Raw genomic sequence first — 18,180 nt, 5'->3', positions numbered from 1 at the left:
AGCTTCTTTGTTGGTCTATTATTTTTGTTTGAAGGAAGGCGGGCAATGATGTATTATTTTGATCACTGTGCCTCTACGCCTCCGCATGAGGAAGTTATCCGCACGCTGGCTGAAGTGATGGCAAAGCATTACGCGAATCCTGCGTCTTTGCACCGCAGCGGGATGGAGGCGGGTAAGCTTCTTGATCGTGCGCGAGCTTTGATCGCAGATCTGTTCCACACGGAGAAGAAAGACTGGATATTCACATCAGGCGCGACGGAAAGTAACAATATTGCCATAATCGGAGCCGCGAGACAATATAAGAGTCGCGGTAATCATATCGTGACAACGGCCATTGAGCATCCATCCGTCTATGATACGTTTAAGGGGCTTGAGCGAGAAGGGTTCCGTGTCACCTATCTGCCTGTGAACAAGGAAGGCATTCTATCCGTAAGTCAACTCGAAGAGGTGTTAACGGACGATACGATACTCGTTAGCGTGATGCATGTAAATAATGAAACGGGGTCTATTCAACCGCTTGCCGAGATTGGTGAGCTGCTTCGCAAACGCCGCGGCACTATTTTTCATGTCGATGGTGTGCAGAGTGTTGGTAAGCTGCCCATTGACTTAACCGGGTGGGGCATTGATTTGTTCTCCGCTTCTGCTCATAAGATTAACGGCCCCAGAGGTACGGGATTGTTATATGTACGCCAGGGGATTCAATTGGAATCTATCTATAAAGGAGGCGGACAAGAGCGTGGTCTGCGTCCTGGGACAGAGAATGTGGCCGCTATTGTTGCATCTGCAAAAGCATTCCGCATGGCGATAGAAAGCCAAGCGGAGCGATATGAGCGGATGCATATGCTGCGAAGCCGGCTTATCGCTTGTATTGAGCAATTGCCCGAGCTTGTACTTAATGGCGGGGAAAATCAGCTGACGGCAGCGCCTCATATCGTTTCTTTTTCATACCCAGGTATGAAGCCTGAGGTAATTGTCCATATGCTGGAGAAGCACCGAATCATAGCTTCTACGAAGTCCGCATGCTCCTCCAAGGATGACAAGCCAAGTCGTGTTCTAGAAGCGATGGGACTCGGCAGAGCACGAGCGGCAAGCGGTATCCGAATCAGCTTCGGAGACGAGCACGGTGAAGTGGAGTTAGAATGGCTATGCCGCATGCTTCCGATGGTTATCCAAAAGCTGAGACCTTTAGAAAGGAAGGAGAGTCGAGAATGAAACCGGATCTGATTATTATTCGCTTTGGAGAATATATGGTAAAGGGGCGTAATCGCCGCCAGTTCGAGAAACGAATGGAGCAGCAGATCAAGAGAGTGCTTGTTCCATTCCCTGGGACAATAATGAGCCATGCTTATGGACGTATATACATTACTCTCCATGATGAGTCCTATGACGCAATTGCAAAGCAACTGAGCCTTATTTTTGGCATTCATTCGTTTAGTCCGGTCAAACGTACAGCCAATGAACTGGAAGCGATACGAGCGGCTGCTCTAGATTTAATGACAACGCTGCCCCAAGAGCCGGGAACCTTTAAAGTATCCGTGCGACGTGTGCAAAAAGATTTCCCTCATGATTCGCAAGAAATGAATCATTTGGTCGGTTCACATGTCCTGCGTGCCATACCGAATCTGAAAGTAAAGGTAAAGGAACCCGATGTTGAGCTCCGTGTAGAAATTCAACCGGAGGGAACTTACGTGTTCAATGAAGTTGTCCAAGGAGCAGGCGGCTATCCTTATGGAACGAATGGCAAAGCGATGCTGCTGCTCTCTGGCGGAATTGATAGTCCTGTAGCAGGTTATTTATCGATGCGGCAAGGGCTGGAGATTGAAGCCATTCACTTTCACAGCTACCCCTTCACAAGTGAAAAGGCGAAGGATAAAGTCATTGATCTCGCTAGACGTTTATCTCACTTCAGCGGTGTACCGATTAAGCTGCACTTGGTTTCTTTCACAGACATCCAGACTGCGTTCGCTCAGAGCAATCAGGAGACGCTTGTAATCACTTTGATGCGCCGTGCCATGCTTCGTATCGCCCAGCGGCTGGCTGAGCAATCATGGGCACTCGGGCTTGTTACAGGGGACAGTCTCGGCCAGGTCGCTAGTCAAACGCTTGGCAGCATGAACGTCATAGGCCGTACAGTGGAACTGCCTCTGCTGAGACCACTAATAATGACAGATAAGAATGAAATTATTCGCATCGCTAAACAGATCGGGACTTATGAGACATCGATCCTTCCTTTTGAGGATTGCTGTACCTTATTTGTTCCTAAATCTCCAAGTACAAACCCGAACCTGAAGATTGTGCAGCGAGTTGAATCTTCCATTCAAACACTGGATGCCATGATTGATGAGGCGGTCGCCACAGCTGAGATTATCGAACTCCGGTCGGAGAGTGTGAATGTGCAAGAAGATGATGGAAGCGAAGAATGGTTTTAAATATAGCGCATTAAGGAAGAAAAAGCAGGGAGCCCCTAGTGGGATTCCCTGCTTTTTTCCGTTGCACCTTGTTTGCTTCTTGTATTGTTTTTCCACAATCCTGCAAGGATGATGGTAATAACGACCACGATCATGAATGACCATTTGAATAAAGGATTACTTGCAAAAATGCCTTCGAGCCGCTCCTCATGCGTAATCATTTTTGCGGCTGTATAGGCGAGAACACCAGAGCCCACATAGACAATCCATGGTAACCGATTAATAATTTTCAGGAATAAAGTGCTTCCCCATACAACGATTGGAATGCTGATTAGTAATCCGATAATGACAAGCAGGACATGGCCGTGAGCAGCTCCGGCAACCGCTATGACATTGTCCACACCCATTGCGGCATCCGCAATGATAATCGTCCATACAGACTGCCATAAAGTATTGCCTGCTTTAATGTCGTGATCGTTCTGATCGACTAGTAATTTATAAGCAATCCATAGCAGCAAAATGCCGCCTGCGAGCATCAACCAAGGAATATCCAACAAATAAACGACTAACAGAGTTGCGACTGCCCGGATAACGACTGCTCCGACCGTACCCCAAATGACTGCTTTTGTCTGCTGATCCTTAGGTAGTTTACGAGCAGCGAGCCCAATGACGATCGCATTGTCACCTGCAAGTATGAGGTCGATGAAGACGATAGTCAGTAAGGCAGAAAAAAATTCAAATGAGAATAGTTCCATGGACTGTGACTCTCCCTTCCGAATTCTGAATTTTGAAAGTATATACGCTAGTTAAGAAAGAAGGATTCAAAAACATTTGACTCATAAGCTGTCCTATTTGCACATAAACGTTTCATAAGCTAGTACATACGAAGTCGTTGAGTCGTACAGATAACTCATTACGCTTATGAAAGATTTTACTTCGTGACAAGGAAGATGATGCTTATGAAGCAGCTTTATTTCGTGAAAATTTAGGAGGGTCAAATGTGGACAGCTTGCTAATCTTTATTCAGATTATTTTAATTAATGTACTGCTTAGTGGGGATAATGCTGTTGTTATTGCCTTAGCTAGTCAGAAGCTGCCTCCAGCCCAAAGGCGAACAGCGGTGTGGTGGGGGGCAGCAGTCGCAGTTGGCCTTCGTTGTTTGTTGACTCTGGTTGCTTTGACTTTACTGCAAGTACCGTATTTACAAGCTGTCGGTGCAATTCTGCTGTTTATGATCGCAATCAAGCTCGTGACCGATGCTGCCGGTGAATCGCACGAAGATAGCGGTCATGTACGCCAACCGACTTCACTTGCAGGGGCTATTCGCACAATTGTGGCAGCAGATTTCATAATGAGCTTGGATAATGTTCTCGCGATTGCAGCAGTTGCGGAGGGAGAGCCAGTCCTGATCATCCTCGGAATTGCGCTCAGCATTCCAATGATTATCTGGGGAAGCCAACTGCTCAGCACGCTGCTTCAGAAATTTCCTCCACTTGTATATTTAGGTGGGGGGTTGCTTGGTTACGCAGCAGGAGAAATGATGATGCATGATCCAGGAATGGTTAAGCTAGTCCTTCATAACTACCCGACATTTCAGCATGCTTTTCCAATATTATGTGTACCATTCGTTATTATTGTTGCGCTTTTGCGTCTAAAAAGGTAAGTTATCGAACATTTTAAGTGGAATTTGTCTCCTTCCACTGGTTTTTTGCTCCCCTTTCCAGTACACTAGTAATGATAAAAAGTGTCGAGAGAAGGGAACTTTAGGCATGTCGAAAAATAAATACACCGTCGGCCTCCTGTTTTTATTTGCTGGCGCTGTTATTTTACTCGGAAAGCTGGGCTTGTTCTCCTTCATTGGAACGAATTTTTGGCCGCTTTTCTTGTTGATTCCCGGCATATTGCTTCATGTGCTGTTTTTCGGTCGATTGCTTCCACCGTTCGTACTCGTTCCGGGAGCAGTTTTGACGATAAACGCCTTCATTTTTTTCTTTTGTATGGCTTTCGGTTGGGGGAGTATGCATTATTTATGGCCCTTCTTTATTCTGGGAGTAGCGCTCGGATTATATGAGTACCATCTGTTTGAAATGTCACGTCCGAAATATCCGCTTACAATAGCCACACTTTTGGCACTTGTAGGGGCCGCTTTTTTTGCCATCATGATATTCTGGGGCTGGGGATTGTACATTATTGCAGCAGGGCTGATTGGGATCGGAGTATGGTTGGTCGCAGGAAGAAAAACGCGTTGGTAAGTTTTGGATGCGTTGTAAGAAGGCAAGACTAGAAAAAAGACTAAACAAAGTGGAGTGGATAATTAACAATGCAAGCCAGAGAAAATTTACGTAATATCGCCATCATCGCGCACGTTGACCACGGTAAAACAACGCTAGTCGATAAGTTGCTTCAACAATCAGGAACGTTTCGTGACAACGAAGCCGTTCAGGAGCGGGCAATGGACTCGAATGACTTGGAACGTGAACGTGGAATTACGATTTTGGCAAAAAACACAGCGGTTAACTACAAAGACTATTTGATTAACATTGTAGATACCCCAGGCCATGCTGACTTCGGTGGCGAGGTTGAACGGATCATGAAAATGGTTGACGGTGTATTGCTAGTCGTTGATGCGTTTGAAGGCTGTATGCCGCAAACAAAATTCGTTCTTCGTAAAGCACTTGAAAGCAATCTGACGCCAATCGTTGTGTTGAACAAAATTGACCGTCCTAATGCAAGCCCTCAGGACGTTGTCGATGAAGTGCTTGATCTGTTCATCGAGCTTGGCGCCAATGATCAACAGCTTGATTTTCCAGTCGTTTATGCTTCCGCATTAATGGGAACTTCAAGCCTGAGCTTGGAAAAGCAAGACGAGAACATGCAGTCCTTGTATGAAACCATTATTGAGCGTATACCATCCCCTACGGAAAGCGTAGACGAATCGCTGCAATTCTTGGTTACTTTGCTTGATTACAACGAATACCTGGGCCGTATTGCTGTAGGTCGCGTCAATCGCGGTAAAATTCGCCAAGGTCAAACCGTAGCAGTTATCAACCGTGAGGGCGTAACCAAACAAGCTCGAATCGAGAAGCTATTCGGATTCCAAGGGTTGAAACGTATAGAAGTTGAAGAAGCAGGCGCAGGCGATATCGTTGCAATTGCAGGTATTCGTGAAATTAATATCGGTGAAACGATCGCTGATCCAGCGAACCCTGAAGCACTACCGGTACTGAAAATTGACGAGCCGACTCTACAAATGACATTCCTCGTTAATAATAGTCCATTCGCAGGACGCGAAGGTAAATGGGTAACTTCCCGTAAACTTCGTGAGCGTCTGTTCAAAGAATTGGAAACAGACGTAGCACTGCGCGTTGAAGAAACAGATAGCCCGGATGCTTTCATCGTATCAGGTCGTGGTGAGCTTCACCTTGGTATCCTGATCGAGAATATGCGCCGCGAAGGCTTTGAATTGCAAGTTTCTAAGCCTGAAGTTATCATCAAAGAAATCGATGGCGCTAAGAACGAGCCATACGAGCGTCTGCTTATCGACGTACCAGAAGAAAGCACGGGTCCAGTTATGGAAAGTCTCGGATCCCGTAAAGCTGAGATGGTCAACATGATTAACAATGGGACGGGTCAAGTACGTATGGAATTCATTATTCCAGCTCGTGGTTTGATCGGATACCGCACCAACTTCCTGACACTAACTCGTGGTTACGGAATCATGAACAACGCATTTGAGAAATACGGACCACTAGCTGGCGCATCCGTAGGTGGACGTCATCAAGGCGTTCTGGTTGCCAGTGAGAACGGGACTTCCACGTTCTATGGTATGTTCGGCGTAGAAGATCGTGGCTTGCTCTTCCTTGAGCCAGGTACTGAAGTATACGAAGGCATGATCGTTGGCGAGCATAACCGCGACAGCGACATCATCGTTAACATTTGTAAAGAGAAACAACTTAATAACATTCGTACGGCGTCTAAGGATGATACCGTTCGTTTAAAAACGCCTGTACTGTTCTCTCTTGAGCAGGCTCTTGAGTACTTGAATGACGATGAACTTTGTGAAATCACACCAAAATCGATTCGTCTTCGTAAAAAATTGCTGAATAAGAGTGAGCGCGAACGTTCGGATAAACAACGTAGATCTGCTGCTCAAGGCGTATAAAAGATAAAGAAAAGAATCCATTCATGGGTTAATGCTTGACTACGCAGGCAGGGTAGCGGATCGATACGATCCTGTTATCCTGCCGTTTGCGTAGGTTGGCCAAAGCTTCAAATTGAAGGGAGATGCCGCAAGGTGCAAAACTGGTTCCATGCTCATCCCATACTTACGTATCTTTTGATTTTGTGTTTAACGATCTACATCTTTAACGCTGTATTTCGCGTGCAGCGGCTGCCCATACTTAAGGAAATCCTTGTACATCTAGTTATAGCGTTCGGTTCCTTTATTCTGTTTGTCTTGCAATTTGACAAGCTTCCAATTATCCAATGTATGTCCGTGGCTGTCATTATGATGCTCATGCTTCGTGGGCGCCAGCTCTACGATAAGCTGAAGAGCAGAAAAGGCAGCTCGGATACTAGCGCTGATAACGGCAAGAAAGCTTAATTATGAGATTCTGTATGTAGTTGAAGCTATTCTGCTTTGGATGAGGAGGTACTACGTTGCGATTAGATGACGCGTTGTTTAATTGGTTGCAAATTCAGCTCGTAGCAGAGGCTCGACTGGATGACCAAGCAGCTGTGGATACCCGTGATTTCTTCCTCCAAATTTTAACGGAAGATCATCTTATTAGCTCGCTGCGAATCGATCAAGTGGATAACACGATGATACATGTTTATTATGAACTTGAAGGTTCGAGCAAGATTCAAAAGTTTCAGCGTGAGCTGGCTGAGAGACTGCTAAGTGATATTAATGAGAATCCGAAATACAACTAACAAAGGTGGACGCAATGACTAAATCTTCTATGCCTTCGCGCTCCTCCGTACGAGGGCCAAGAGAACCCAAGCAGCCAAAAAAGAAAAAGAAAGTTTATTGGCTGCGCAGAGTGATGATTCTGTTCCTGCTACTGCTTATTGGTGGTGCCTGTTATCTAGGCTATTTGTATAAAGTTTCAAAGGATGCATTGAATGTTATAACGACAGATGCAGATCCTACGGTTGAGGTATCGCCTGATCAATCGGTCAAGGTGAAGCCCGTTACCATTATGCTGCTTGGCTTTGATACACGCAAAGAAACTGGCAGCTTGAATTCGGATGTCATGATGGTGGCTGCTTTTAACCCGAAAACCAAATCAGCTACGGTCGTTTCGATCCCGCGTGATTCCAAAATCGATTTGAGTGGATATAAAGCTCGTAAAGCCAACGCATATTATGCCAGATTCTACTCTAGTGCCAAATCGGATGGGTTGGATAAAAAGAGTGCTGAGAAAAAAGCGAAGCAGGATATACGTAAAATGTTTGGTGAATTTTTTGATATACCCGTAAATTATACGGCAACCATTAACTTCCAAGGCTTTGCTGATGTTGTTGATGCGCTGGGTGGAGTAGACGTAGACGTCGATATGAACATGCGTTACGTGGATAATGCTGACGGTACAAACATCAATTTGAAAAAAGGCCAACACAAGCTTATGGGTGATGATGCACTCGGCTTTGTACGCTACCGCAAATCAAATGATGGTACGAATATGTCGAGTGACTTTGACCGTAATAAGCGTGAGAGTCAAGTTCTCGGAGAAATTGCGGATAAGCTGAAATCTTTCTCGAGTGTAACGAAAATTGCTGGTGTTATCCGAGCAGTTGGCAACAATATGCGAATGGATATTCCTTCAGGTGAAGTGGAGAACATGATTTCTACTTATTTTGGCATCAGTCGTAACGATATTACATTCATTCCACTGGAGGGTGAATGGAGAAGCCCTTACGTGTATTTGGACGAGAAAAAACTTGAAGCCGCCAAAGCCGCATTGCAAGCAAAACTGGCTGAATGACGGGTGGAAGAGCAGACCTTGCTATGTTATAATGATCGCATCGGAGCATTCATGACACTGTTAGCAAGGAGGCAATGCGGATGGCCGAACCGATTACACTACTGAACGATGACTTATTCAACCAATTGCAAACCGATCCGTTCGTACTTCTGCATACCATTGCTGCTGATGGAGGTTCGCCTACATCAAGTGCTATTTCATGGATTTATGCCGTTGATCATTCGACGCTTCGATTTGCTATTGAAGCACTTGAAGATGTGCCGTTCAAGCTTGTTTGTTTTGACATCGAGATTGGAGAAATCCGCGATGCGATGTTCTATGGAGCACGCTTGTCCACTCAACCTGAGTATGAAAAAACGTATGACAAAAGAGCAGCAGACAAACTGGATGGACAGGTGTTTGCGGCCATGAAAAAAGCCTAGTTATTTTTCGCTAGGCTTTTTGTGTTCTTATGCGGCTATTTCTTTACAAATTCTTATGAATCTTAGGCTGCTCCTGCTTGCCTGGCTCCGGCTGACGAGGTTGAACTTCTCGGGGCAGCTGTGGAACGATTCTCCCTACAATGTCAGAGAGCTCCTCAGCTATGCCAGAGAATGGCCGCCCGCGGTTTATGTCAGCTTGGACATCCCGCAACCGATGTGATAAATCCATATCGGCTGTGACGATGGCATTAATACCGTAAGGATCTTTGTGAAAGGCTTCTGCAACTGCATATTTAATCGTGCCAACACGCGACCGGTCTAGGTTGCCATCTACATCAATGCCAACGATCGCTGTATTTTTAAACACGACGCAGTGGGCGCCATTAACGCCGGGAACTTGCTTCGCTAACGATTCTAAATGGGCTGCGACTTGTTTGGGGTTACTGATCGCTTTTGCACGCGGTGCAGTCTGTTGGACTTTCACACGGTTATTATTTTGCGGAGAGGGTGATGTCTCATTGCGTGCGACGGTACCGCAACCTGTCGCAAGCAGGCAAAGGACCATAGTTGAAGTCAGCCACTTGCTCATATTCGCCACCTAACCTTTCTTATCCACGTCTCGTCTGTTCAAGAATAGTTTGCCCAGAGCAGGTATCGCTATGTACGCCTTTGAACGATATTCCAACGCCGGGAGGGCCCACGATGAAAAAAATATTCGTGCTCGATACCAATGTTCTGTTACATGATCCGCAAGCCATATTCGCATTCGAAGATAATGAGATCATTATTCCCGCGGTTGTGTTGGAAGAGATTGACTCGAAGAAAAGGTTAGCTGATGAGTTGGGCCGTAATGCACGTCATGTCTCACGTCTGCTGGATCAAATGCGTGAGACTGGTCGTCTCCATGAAGGTATTAAGCTGCCAAACGGAGGACTTCTGAAGGTTGAACTAAATCATCGCAGCTATTTGCGTGTTCAAGAAATGTTCGGTGAAATGTCTAATGATAACCGGATTCTAGCAGTGGCTTTGAATTATTCCCTAGAAGAGAAGGAGAAGGAAGAGCCGCGCCCCATTATTATCGTAAGCAAAGATGTACTCGTACGCATAAAAGCGGACGTGCTTGGGCTGTCTGCACAGGACTATTTATCCGATCAGGTCGTGGCGGCCTCAGATGTATACACGGGCTATCTGACATTGTTTGTTCATCCAGCTGTCATTGATGAATTTTACACCTATCGGTTTCTTACGATAAAGAACCTCCAGCTAACCACGCGACTTCAGCCGAATGAATTCGTGATTCTGCGAGATGAGCTGGGAACTTCAAAATCAGCTTTGCTTAAGGTGACGCAAGATGGTGCAAAGCTTGAACCACTCTATCTCAGTAATGATCCCGTTTGGGGGATGACAGCTCGTAATGCTCAGCAGCGAATGGCCTTGGAGCTGCTTCTCAATGATGATATTCCTCTTGTTACTCTAACGGGTAAGGCGGGTACGGGTAAAACCTTGCTTGCTCTTGCGGCGGGGCTTATGAAAGTAGAAGATGAGCATAAATACAAAAAATTGCTCATTGCTCGGCCTGTTGTTCCGATGGGGAAGGATATTGGCTATTTACCTGGTGAGAAAGAAGAGAAGCTGCGTCCGTGGATGCAGCCGATTTATGATAATTTGGAGTTTCTATTCGATACGAAGAAATCCGGGGATATTGACAAAATATTAATGGGTCTAGGAAGCATCCAAGTAGAAGCATTAACCTATATTCGCGGACGTTCGATACCAGGGCAATTTATTATCATCGATGAGGCACAGAACCTAACCCGTCATGAGGTGAAGACCATCGTGTCCCGTGTCGGTGAGGGGAGCAAGATCGTGCTCATGGGCGATCCCGAGCAAATTGACCATCCTTACCTGGACTCGATTAGCAATGGGCTGACGCATATTGTTGAGCGGTTCAAGCAGGAAGGAGTAAGCGGTCATATGACGCTCGAGAAGGGCGAGAGATCCAAGCTTGCCCAATTGGCCGCAGATCTGCTCTAGAGTGTCTCTGGTGCCAGCTGAAGCGGTTCTGCATGGCAGTGATAGGCTCTAGCAATACCTTCGAGCAATTCTATGTGATGACGGTCGACGGCGAGCAGCCGCCGGCCGTCTTTTGTTTGTTGGGCCAACGTATGCTCATCTGTCTGCTGGAGGGCTTGTTCAAGCTCAGACTCTGGTGCATCACCGCTTATCGTGACCACAGCTGTAAGCGCTACGTCTATAAACCTATTGCCTTCCCGGGTGATGAGACCATAGTCTGTAAATGTTCTTTCATTAATGGTCCAGTCATCATCAAGCTGGAGCCAAAGCCCCCTCTCGCAATTCACTTTGTAATGCTGGACAAACGTCTCAATGGCATCGGCATCAGCCGCACTGCTCACGAATAATAAGGTTTTATGACGATCTATTAAAGTCACAATATCGGCAATTCCCTTAATGATTTGTGCATAATAACCGGGTAATTTATCTGCCGGCAGATGAAGCTCAACACTATATAGGAGCAGCATAATAAGACCTCCAAAAATTTGCATTATCACTTAGTATGATCCTTTTATTGGTAAGAAGCAATAAATCTTAGGCGACAAAGGAACGCTTTCTTGCTACAATGGAAAGATAGGACAAAAGTTGTAGGGAATCGCTGTGAAGTATTTTTTGAAATATTAGAAGGTATGAATATGTTGTACTTATCTAGCATTTTAGGAGGTAAAAGTGTCACGCAGGAAATATATGATGCTGCTGCTCGGCGTATTTGCATTATGTGCAGCGCTGCTCGTTCCGATACTTGGTAAACCTGTACTAACCGTCATCCCGTTCGATGGAACTCCTTCGACGCAGCAGCCACAGGTTGGTGTTGATGGAAGTGAGACTATTGCCTCCACCCTACACATAGCGGTCTCCATGACAGATGCAGAGTTTCAATATTGGCAATTAAGGAATGAAAGTTATGCGTTAAACCATCCTAATGTGAAGATCATCATGACTAATTTCACAGAAAGTGAAGCAGCTGTTACGTGGAAAGAAGCTTTTCAAATCGGTGATCCCTTTGATATTATGCTCATGGATAACAACCGGGTAAGGGAGTTTGCGGTTCATGGCTACTTATTTCCGGCGGACAGTATCTTTACAGGAGATTCGCTTGGAGACCAATTGGAAGCGCTAACAGAACCACTGAAATGGAATGGTTCGTTATGGGGTGTTCCGCTCGATTGTAATCCACTGTTAGTTGTATGGCAGCGTGAGCTTCTCAAATCAGCGTCTTTGAATGCGCCTCCTAAGGATTGGAATGCATTCTTGACTGCACTAAACCTCTTACAAACCAGTAGTCCAGAGGTCAAATCATTCAACTTCTCGTCATCTAATCCCAGTCAATATGTTGCTTGGTTAGGTGCCTTCAAAGACACCAAAGAAAAAGCCGCTAATTTGGCGCCCTTCATTGATTCAATGAAACAGCAGCTGCGTTTCACAATAGACCATGCTTCAACAATGTCTTATTTGGATCCATCCCAGCAGACTTCAGAGCTTATGCAAGCGTTTGAGGCAAAATCGCTGCTTTCCTCCGTAATGCCATGGTCAGCTTATCAGTCTATTACGGATCAGCAGCGTGAGCTGTTAACGGTAGCGGATCAAACGGCACCAATCGTTTGGAGCGGGGGGAGGAGCTTTGTTCTATCTTCACGATCAGAAGAGCTTGAAGCTGCAAGGCTTTGGATCAACGAAATGACCTCATCCAGTCAGCAAATCGAGCACTATCAACTATTTAACAGACTACCTGCCAAAATTTCCGTTTATGCGAATGAATTTGCATTAAAGGGAATAAGCGAGAGACCTCCGCATTGGTTAATCGGCATGCTGAAGCAGGACGAAGTGACGCCCGATCCTTATTGGTCTGAGCATTGGGACAAATGGGTGAAAGTATGGAGCTCTTTTGACTGGTCCTCATCTACGATCGAGCAAATGAATACGATTATTAGGACATGGAATGGAGAGCAAAAAAGCGACGCCACAAAGGCGCCGCAATCAGAGGGAGATGGTAAGCTTAACCATTAGCTTGCCATCTTCTATTTGTACAGACTTCGTTTTTAGGAAGGATATGATTTTTTGTGGATAAAAGCCGAGATCGAATTCTTCTTCAAGCGCATGTCTGGTCGTGTCCGGAAGCGCCAAGCCATTGAAGAATAATTCATCCACATGGAATAGAATGGTTCCCTCATCTTCCACCGTATAATGACCCGTTATCTTAACTTCCATTCCTTCTCGCTTCCCACTCACCTGAATGCTGCCATTGTTAAAGGTGAAAGCAAAATTGTTGAACAGTTGATTTTGTTCCCGCAAAAATGAATTCAACTTATCTTCGGGAATGGTGAGCGTATAATTGAAGCCATCAATCGCCAGCATATCCTTATCGTTCTGAATCCAAGCTGGCATTTGGTTCATTGCCTTGGATAGGGCGCTGAAGTATCGCTTTACCTCCAGCAAACCAACTGTTTTCCAATAGTTATTAAATTCATTCATCATCAGCCGCAGCTTATCTGCATCCGATCGTCCACTTAAACGATCATCAACATCTTTCTGTAAGGCGGCTACTCGCTCACGTTGTGTTAGCAGTTCCTTCTGAACTTCGGCCAGTTTGGCGGCTTGTTTATCCAGCTTGACCATTTCTTTTTTTAATTCGCTGTATTGTTTCATGTACGTGTTCAAGGTAAGCTTGTCATTAGAGAAAATAAAATCGAAATAGTCGAATATGGTAAGCAACTCAGGAAGACTATGGGATGATAGCAAGGCGGTCAGCAGGATATCTCGTTCTCCGGTGTAATAGGATCGAAGTACCTCTCCCGCGTCCTCGCGCTGCTTTTCAATCAATTGCTCCTTCTTATCCAGCTCTTCTTGAGAGTCAGCCAGCTTGGACTTAATGCGATTCTGCTCCAGCTGGGTACGAGCGATTTCTTTATCGATTTCCACGACGGAGAGGCTTTTCTCCAAAATGCGTCTTACTTCTTCATCATTAGGAACTTGAGGTTCCGCAAATACGGGATAGATCGTGAACCAGACGGCAATCGCGCAAACGACGAGTGCCGAGGCAGGTCGGCGTTTCATTCCAATCACGCGCTGTTCCCCTTTCAAAGGCAGGTTGCTAACTCTACTATATGCTTGCAATCATTCTATTATATCTTGAATAACAAATTTTGTCTTTTGATGGAGGTTGTTATGCATCATTCAGAACAACTTAGAACCCGAATTGCAGCTAGGATAAAGCTAGAAGGTGCGGCAGGTATGAAGCTTGGTGCTCATTCAGAACAGGTTCGCTGCCTTACTTTTCATGATTATATGGCGATGTGTCTCTATGATCCTGATTACGGTTACTATCAATCAGGCAAAGTAAGAGTAGGTAAAACAGGAGATTTCTACACAAGTTCTGCTGTTGGGTCGATCATGGGAGAGAAGCTCGCAGGTTATATTGCTCAGCAAGTTGAGGGGTACGGGGGTTGTGCTGATGCTGCTGAATGGGGAGCAGGAACAGGGCGGTTATCGCATCAAATCATTCATGAATGGGAGCAAGCTGGTCATGAATGGATAAAGCAAATGAACTACAGTGTTATTGATGGTAATCCTGTTCATTTGGAGGAAGCTCAAAGAGTGGGGAAGCAAGAAGGGAGACCTCTCAGACTTGCTGGGTTACGATATATGCTGCCTAAAGAAACAGAAGCTTGTGATTGGCAAGCGAAGCCGACGATCTTACTGGCGAACGAGCTGCTCGATGCCTTTCCCGTTCATCGGATAGTTAAGAGAGAGGGACAGCTCTGGGAGCTTGGTGTGACCTTTATGGAGGAAGAACTACGTAGTGAAGGAGGTACTTTTCAATATGCTTATCTGCCCCTTTCTGATCCCCTGATCGAGGAATCCTTGCGGGCAGATGGCATTCATCTTCGGGAGGGACAGGAATTAGAGGTAAACCTTGCTGCTGAACGCTTTATTGATTGGATGGCAGATCGAATAGCTGAAGGTATGTTTATAATTGTTGACTATGGCCATGAGGCCGTTGAATTGTCGGCTTCCCACCGTATGCGAGGGACGCTGCTGTGCTATAAGGATCACCGGGCACATGACGATCCTTTTCAGTTCATCGGAGAACAGGACATAACCGCACATGTGAATTTCACAGCTTGCCGAAGAGCCGCAGAGAAAGCAGGATGGCAGGTGATCTATTATGACACGCAGAAACAGTTCCTTTTGGACCAAGGGCTATTAGGAGATTTAACCGCACATGATGGTTCAGATCCATTCGGAGAGGCAGCTAGAAGAAACCGATCCATTCGGCAGCTACTGTTAGGGGATAGCATGAGCGAATCCTTCAAGGTGATGGTATTGCAAAAATGAAAAAAGGCTGTTCCAGGTAGAGGTTGTCTACTTGGAGCAGCCTTTTGGCTATTTGTAGGTTTAGTTGGGGATATTAGAACGGATTGCCCATTACGAATACCGTCCAGTAAGTAAATCCAACAAACGAGATAAACATATATGCCCAGAACATTAACAAATACGTTTTCTCGGAGAAGTTCAAATAGCCGAGTAAGACAAAAACAACGGTTTGGATAAAAAACAACAGCGCCATCTCAGTCATGTGGCCTGCAAAAGCCATTAGAGCGATAACAAGCGTCCAAAAACCAAGCACTCGGAACATGCGTGCCATGAGTTCATCCCCCTCTCGTCAGTCACGACCCGATTTCTATTGCCCATTATAACGTTTCAGGTAACGACTGTAAACAATTTCAGTCGTGACGAATTGGCAAACTTTTTGTCTTGATAATAAGACTTGATACAAGTTTGCCTCAAATTCAAAAAAAACATGTATGAGCCCATAAAAAAATGGATATACAAATTAGTATCCGATAGATTCTATGAACTCTACCAAGGGCATAGAGATAAAGTAAGCGCCTAACGTTAGGAGGTTTTGGTTGCATGACAGCAGTCAGACAAGATGCGTGGAGCCCGGATGATGATCTCATCCTCGCCGAGGTAACGCTGCGGCATATCCGCGAAGGTAGTACACAGTTAGCCGCTTTTGAAGAAGTCGGGGAGCGGATCGCTAGGACTTCCGCCGCATGCGGTTTTCGCTGGAATAGCTGCGTCCGCAAGCGCTATGAAGATGCTATACAGATTGCGAAGCAGCAGCGCCAGAAACGGAACTATATGAAAAAACAATCGTACGTGGTAGCTCCTCATGTATCCGCGATTGGTATGGTCGACACAGAAGAGCGCGTGTACAAAAACGAACCAATGACGGAAGAGTCTTTATCGATTGATACGGTTATTCGTTTCCTTCGTCAATGGAAAGGAACCTATCAGGAGCTTTACCGGCAGATTAAAACACTTGAGCGTGATGCTCGGGACAAAGAAGAAGAATTGTACACCTTGCGAGAGCTGAATGAACGTCTATCACTCGAAGTCAATAATGTACAAACGGATTACCGCGCGGTTAATGATGATTATAAAACGCTTATTCAAATTATGGATCGTGCACGAAGGCTCACCGTGTTAACGGAAGAAGACGGAGCAAAGCCGCGCTTCAAAATGGATGCGAACGGTAACTTGGAACGGATAGAATGATTGGTTTGAACACAACCTCTGGTTGTGTTCAGCAATGATGATTGGTTTGCACTCAACCTATGGTTGAGAGCAGCATTCATCAAATGATGATTGGTTTTTCCGATTGTACCCAAGCATGTATCACCGATAAAAAATCCCGCCACCTAGGCGGGATTTTTTATTTATTATCTGTTACCATGATAGAAAATGTTGTAGAGGAAGATGAACTTGCGGATGATGATAGTGGGTGCAGGCTCAATCGGGCTTATGTATGCTGCGAGGCTGGCTCGCGCAGGCATCTCGACGACCTTATTAACTCGAACGACAGCCCAAGCTCAAGCTTTGCGTGAGCAGGGCATTACGCTTGAGGAGAAAGATATAACTTCGCGAATTTCAATCAAAGCTGCTGCGTTGGACGAGCCATTCTTTACTTCAACTGAATCACCAAATGAGGGGTTACCCAATCAGCAGGATTGGATCTGGCTTACGGTTAAACAGCCCCATCTGGATGATAAGCTTCTTCATCATATAGCGCGATTAGCGGCAGGAGGAGCATCAGTGCTGTGCCTGCAAAATGGGATTGGACATATGGAGAGATTGCAAGCGGTGATTCCTCCTGAGAATCTGTATGCAGCTGTATCCACAGAGGGAGCGCTTCGTGTCAATGAAACGACAGTAAAGCATACCGGCAATGGCCTCTTAACGTTTGGGTACTGGTCATCTCAGGAAAAAGAAGTGAAGAAAGCGCAAAAAATGTTACTTCAGACTCTTTCCCTTGCAGGAATTAATAGAGAACTGTCGAATCAAATGGGTAATCGAGTTTACCACAAATTGTTGATTAATGCGGTAATTAACCCACTTACGGCCATTTATGGCGTAAGAAATGGAGAACTTCCCTTAAATCCCAGTAGAAAAAGGCTGATGATGGCGCTTCATGCAGAGAGCGAGTCGGTTTTAAGGGCAGCAGGTATGCAGGATTCTGAAAATTCTTGGGAACGTTTACTTACCATTTGTATACAAACGGCTGGCAATGAATCATCCATGCTTCGGGACGTGTCAGCAGGACGATCTACTGAAGTTGAGTGGATCAATGGTGGAATATCGGCACTTGCCAAGCGATTGAACAAACCCTCGCCACTGAATGATGCTATGACCATCTTAATTAAATCGTTAGTAATATGAGGTAGCGAGAGGAGCGGACTGTGATGCTGTGGATTTGGGAAAGTATTAAACATGTCTATGCGTTTCTGGCCGTCATTCCGATTGTTCCTTTTCTACTTATATATTTTGGTTTTGGAGCTTACACCGGTGATCGGAAGAAGGCTTTCCGTACAGCAATGGATGTGACGACGGCCCTGCTTATTGGCTGCGTCGCTGTGTTGTTTGATCGCCTTTTCAATAGTTCCTTTGGATTGTATGGGATATTGCTTGTATTTCTACTTGGAGCGGGGCTCCTCGGCAACGTTCAGTACAGGGAGAAAGGCATGATCAACGTAAAGCGCATTACAATGGTCATCTGGCGAGTTGGATTTTTTGTTATGGGACTCTTTTATGTCATTCTGATGTTTATTGGCATTGGAAGAAGCTTGTTCACTGTATAGATAATGATCCTTTAGAGTATTATACGCTAATCGTCTTCCGCTTAAAGGAAGGCGATTTTTTTTGACGGTGTGCTTTAGGTTGTGTACAATGAAAAAAACGGTTATCTATTCTTTCCTATTGTTATATAAAGTTATCCCATGTGAATGA

General features: G+C 45.4%; 20 protein-coding genes. 15 read left to right on the top strand and 5 right to left on the bottom strand.

The features are described from left to right. Positions 1-45 precede the first annotated feature (45 nt). Both EKN16_RS12760 and thiI read left to right on the top strand, forming a co-directional pair. Positions 46-1,212: a cysteine desulfurase family protein gene (locus EKN16_RS12760; RefSeq protein ID WP_311546842.1), complete on the top strand. Its 1,167-nt coding sequence runs from the start codon at positions 46-48 to the stop codon at positions 1,210-1,212. Continuing rightward, complete coding sequence (thiI, locus tag EKN16_RS12755; protein ID WP_125657473.1) at positions 1,209-2,429, top strand: tRNA uracil 4-sulfurtransferase ThiI; 1,221 nt, start codon at positions 1,209-1,211, stop codon at positions 2,427-2,429. The genes EKN16_RS12760 and thiI overlap by 4 nt, the downstream gene beginning before the upstream one ends. Positions 2,430-2,464: 35 nt before the next feature. Here thiI and EKN16_RS12750 read toward each other — a convergent pair whose 3' ends face one another. Beyond that, positions 2,465-3,163: a TerC family protein gene (locus EKN16_RS12750; protein WP_125657470.1), complete on the bottom strand. Its 699-nt coding sequence runs from the start codon at positions 3,161-3,163 to the stop codon at positions 2,465-2,467. 245 nt (positions 3,164-3,408) lie between these two features. Between EKN16_RS12750 and EKN16_RS12745 the strand changes: the two genes are divergently transcribed. The 7 genes from EKN16_RS12745 (at position 3,409) to EKN16_RS12715 (ending at position 8,817) form a co-directional block, all read left to right on the top strand. Further along, positions 3,409-4,071, top strand: coding sequence for a YjbE family putative metal transport protein (locus tag EKN16_RS12745; protein ID WP_125657467.1), 663 nt, complete (start codon positions 3,409-3,411; stop codon positions 4,069-4,071). A 106-nt stretch (positions 4,072-4,177) separates the two neighbouring features. Beyond that, positions 4,178-4,660, top strand: coding sequence for a hypothetical protein (locus EKN16_RS12740; protein ID WP_125657464.1), 483 nt, complete (start codon positions 4,178-4,180; stop codon positions 4,658-4,660). A gap of 68 nt (positions 4,661-4,728) precedes the next feature. Further along, positions 4,729-6,570: a translational GTPase TypA gene (gene typA / locus EKN16_RS12735; RefSeq protein WP_125657462.1), complete on the top strand. Its 1,842-nt coding sequence runs from the start codon at positions 4,729-4,731 to the stop codon at positions 6,568-6,570. A 132-nt stretch (positions 6,571-6,702) separates the two neighbouring features. Then, on the top strand, positions 6,703-7,011 hold the full coding sequence (locus EKN16_RS12730; RefSeq protein ID WP_125657459.1) for a YlaH-like family protein: 309 nt from the start codon (positions 6,703-6,705) through the stop codon (positions 7,009-7,011). Positions 7,012-7,067: 56 nt separating this feature from the next. Further along, entirely contained in the window at positions 7,068-7,340 is a 273-nt protein-coding gene (locus tag EKN16_RS12725; protein WP_125657456.1) for a hypothetical protein, read from the top strand. Between the two features lie 14 nt (positions 7,341-7,354). Continuing rightward, entirely contained in the window at positions 7,355-8,395 is a 1,041-nt protein-coding gene (locus tag EKN16_RS12720; RefSeq protein ID WP_125657453.1) for an LCP family protein, read from the top strand. Positions 8,396-8,475: 80 nt separating this feature from the next. Continuing rightward, the gene (locus tag EKN16_RS12715) at positions 8,476-8,817 is read left to right on the top strand and encodes a PNPOx family protein (RefSeq protein WP_125657451.1); all 342 of its coding nucleotides are present in this window, start codon (positions 8,476-8,478) and stop codon (positions 8,815-8,817) included. Positions 8,818-8,860: 43 nt separating this feature from the next. Here EKN16_RS12715 and EKN16_RS12710 read toward each other — a convergent pair whose 3' ends face one another. After that, positions 8,861-9,406: a YhcN/YlaJ family sporulation lipoprotein gene (locus EKN16_RS12710; RefSeq protein WP_125657448.1), complete on the bottom strand. Its 546-nt coding sequence runs from the start codon at positions 9,404-9,406 to the stop codon at positions 8,861-8,863. A 113-nt stretch (positions 9,407-9,519) separates the two neighbouring features. Here EKN16_RS12710 and EKN16_RS12705 point away from each other — a divergent pair, with 113 nt between their 5' ends. Beyond that, positions 9,520-10,851: a PhoH family protein gene (locus tag EKN16_RS12705; protein ID WP_125657445.1), complete on the top strand. Its 1,332-nt coding sequence runs from the start codon at positions 9,520-9,522 to the stop codon at positions 10,849-10,851. Here EKN16_RS12705 and EKN16_RS12700 read toward each other — a convergent pair. After that, a complete protein-coding gene (locus EKN16_RS12700) occupies positions 10,848-11,387 on the bottom strand; it encodes a hypothetical protein (protein WP_125657442.1) in 540 nt (179 codons plus the stop codon). The two genes, EKN16_RS12705 and EKN16_RS12700, sit on opposite strands and share 4 nt — an antisense overlap. Before the next feature lie 172 nt (positions 11,388-11,559). Here EKN16_RS12700 and EKN16_RS12695 point away from each other — a divergent pair, with 172 nt between their 5' ends. Then, entirely contained in the window at positions 11,560-12,897 is a 1,338-nt protein-coding gene (locus EKN16_RS12695) for an ABC transporter substrate-binding protein (protein WP_125657439.1), read from the top strand. Here EKN16_RS12695 and EKN16_RS12690 read toward each other — a convergent pair. Next, positions 12,868-13,953, bottom strand: a complete 1,086-nt coding sequence (locus tag EKN16_RS12690) for a coiled-coil domain-containing protein (RefSeq protein ID WP_125657436.1) — start codon at positions 13,951-13,953, stop codon at positions 12,868-12,870. The genes EKN16_RS12695 and EKN16_RS12690 overlap by 30 nt on opposite strands. Before the next feature lie 102 nt (positions 13,954-14,055). Here EKN16_RS12690 and EKN16_RS12685 point away from each other — a divergent pair, with 102 nt between their 5' ends. After that, positions 14,056-15,225: a class I SAM-dependent methyltransferase gene (locus tag EKN16_RS12685; RefSeq protein WP_164522778.1), complete on the top strand. Its 1,170-nt coding sequence runs from the start codon at positions 14,056-14,058 to the stop codon at positions 15,223-15,225. Between the two features lie 73 nt (positions 15,226-15,298). Here the strand turns inward: EKN16_RS12685 and EKN16_RS12680 are convergent, their stop codons facing one another. Then, on the bottom strand, positions 15,299-15,535 hold the full coding sequence (locus tag EKN16_RS12680; protein ID WP_125657429.1) for a DUF2626 domain-containing protein: 237 nt from the start codon (positions 15,533-15,535) through the stop codon (positions 15,299-15,301). A gap of 269 nt (positions 15,536-15,804) precedes the next feature. Between EKN16_RS12680 and EKN16_RS12675 the strand changes: the two genes are divergently transcribed. The 3 genes from EKN16_RS12675 (at position 15,805) to EKN16_RS12665 (ending at position 18,032) form a co-directional block, all read left to right on the top strand. Further along, positions 15,805-16,452 (top strand): RsfA family transcriptional regulator, encoded by a 648-nt coding sequence (locus tag EKN16_RS12675; protein ID WP_125657426.1) that lies wholly within the window; start codon positions 15,805-15,807, stop codon positions 16,450-16,452. Between the two features lie 213 nt (positions 16,453-16,665). Continuing rightward, positions 16,666-17,613: a ketopantoate reductase family protein gene (locus EKN16_RS12670; RefSeq protein WP_164522777.1), complete on the top strand. Its 948-nt coding sequence runs from the start codon at positions 16,666-16,668 to the stop codon at positions 17,611-17,613. 23 nt (positions 17,614-17,636) lie between these two features. Continuing rightward, entirely contained in the window at positions 17,637-18,032 is a 396-nt protein-coding gene (locus tag EKN16_RS12665; RefSeq protein ID WP_125657420.1) for a DUF3397 domain-containing protein, read from the top strand. The last annotated feature ends 148 nt before the right edge of the window (positions 18,033-18,180 follow it).

The organism is Paenibacillus baekrokdamisoli (assembly GCF_003945345.1).
Lineage (GTDB): Bacteria > Bacillota > Bacilli > Paenibacillales > Paenibacillaceae > Paenibacillus_Z > Paenibacillus_Z baekrokdamisoli.
Note: the sequence above shows the minus strand (reverse complement) of the source record. Positions and strands in the feature narration are given on the sequence as shown.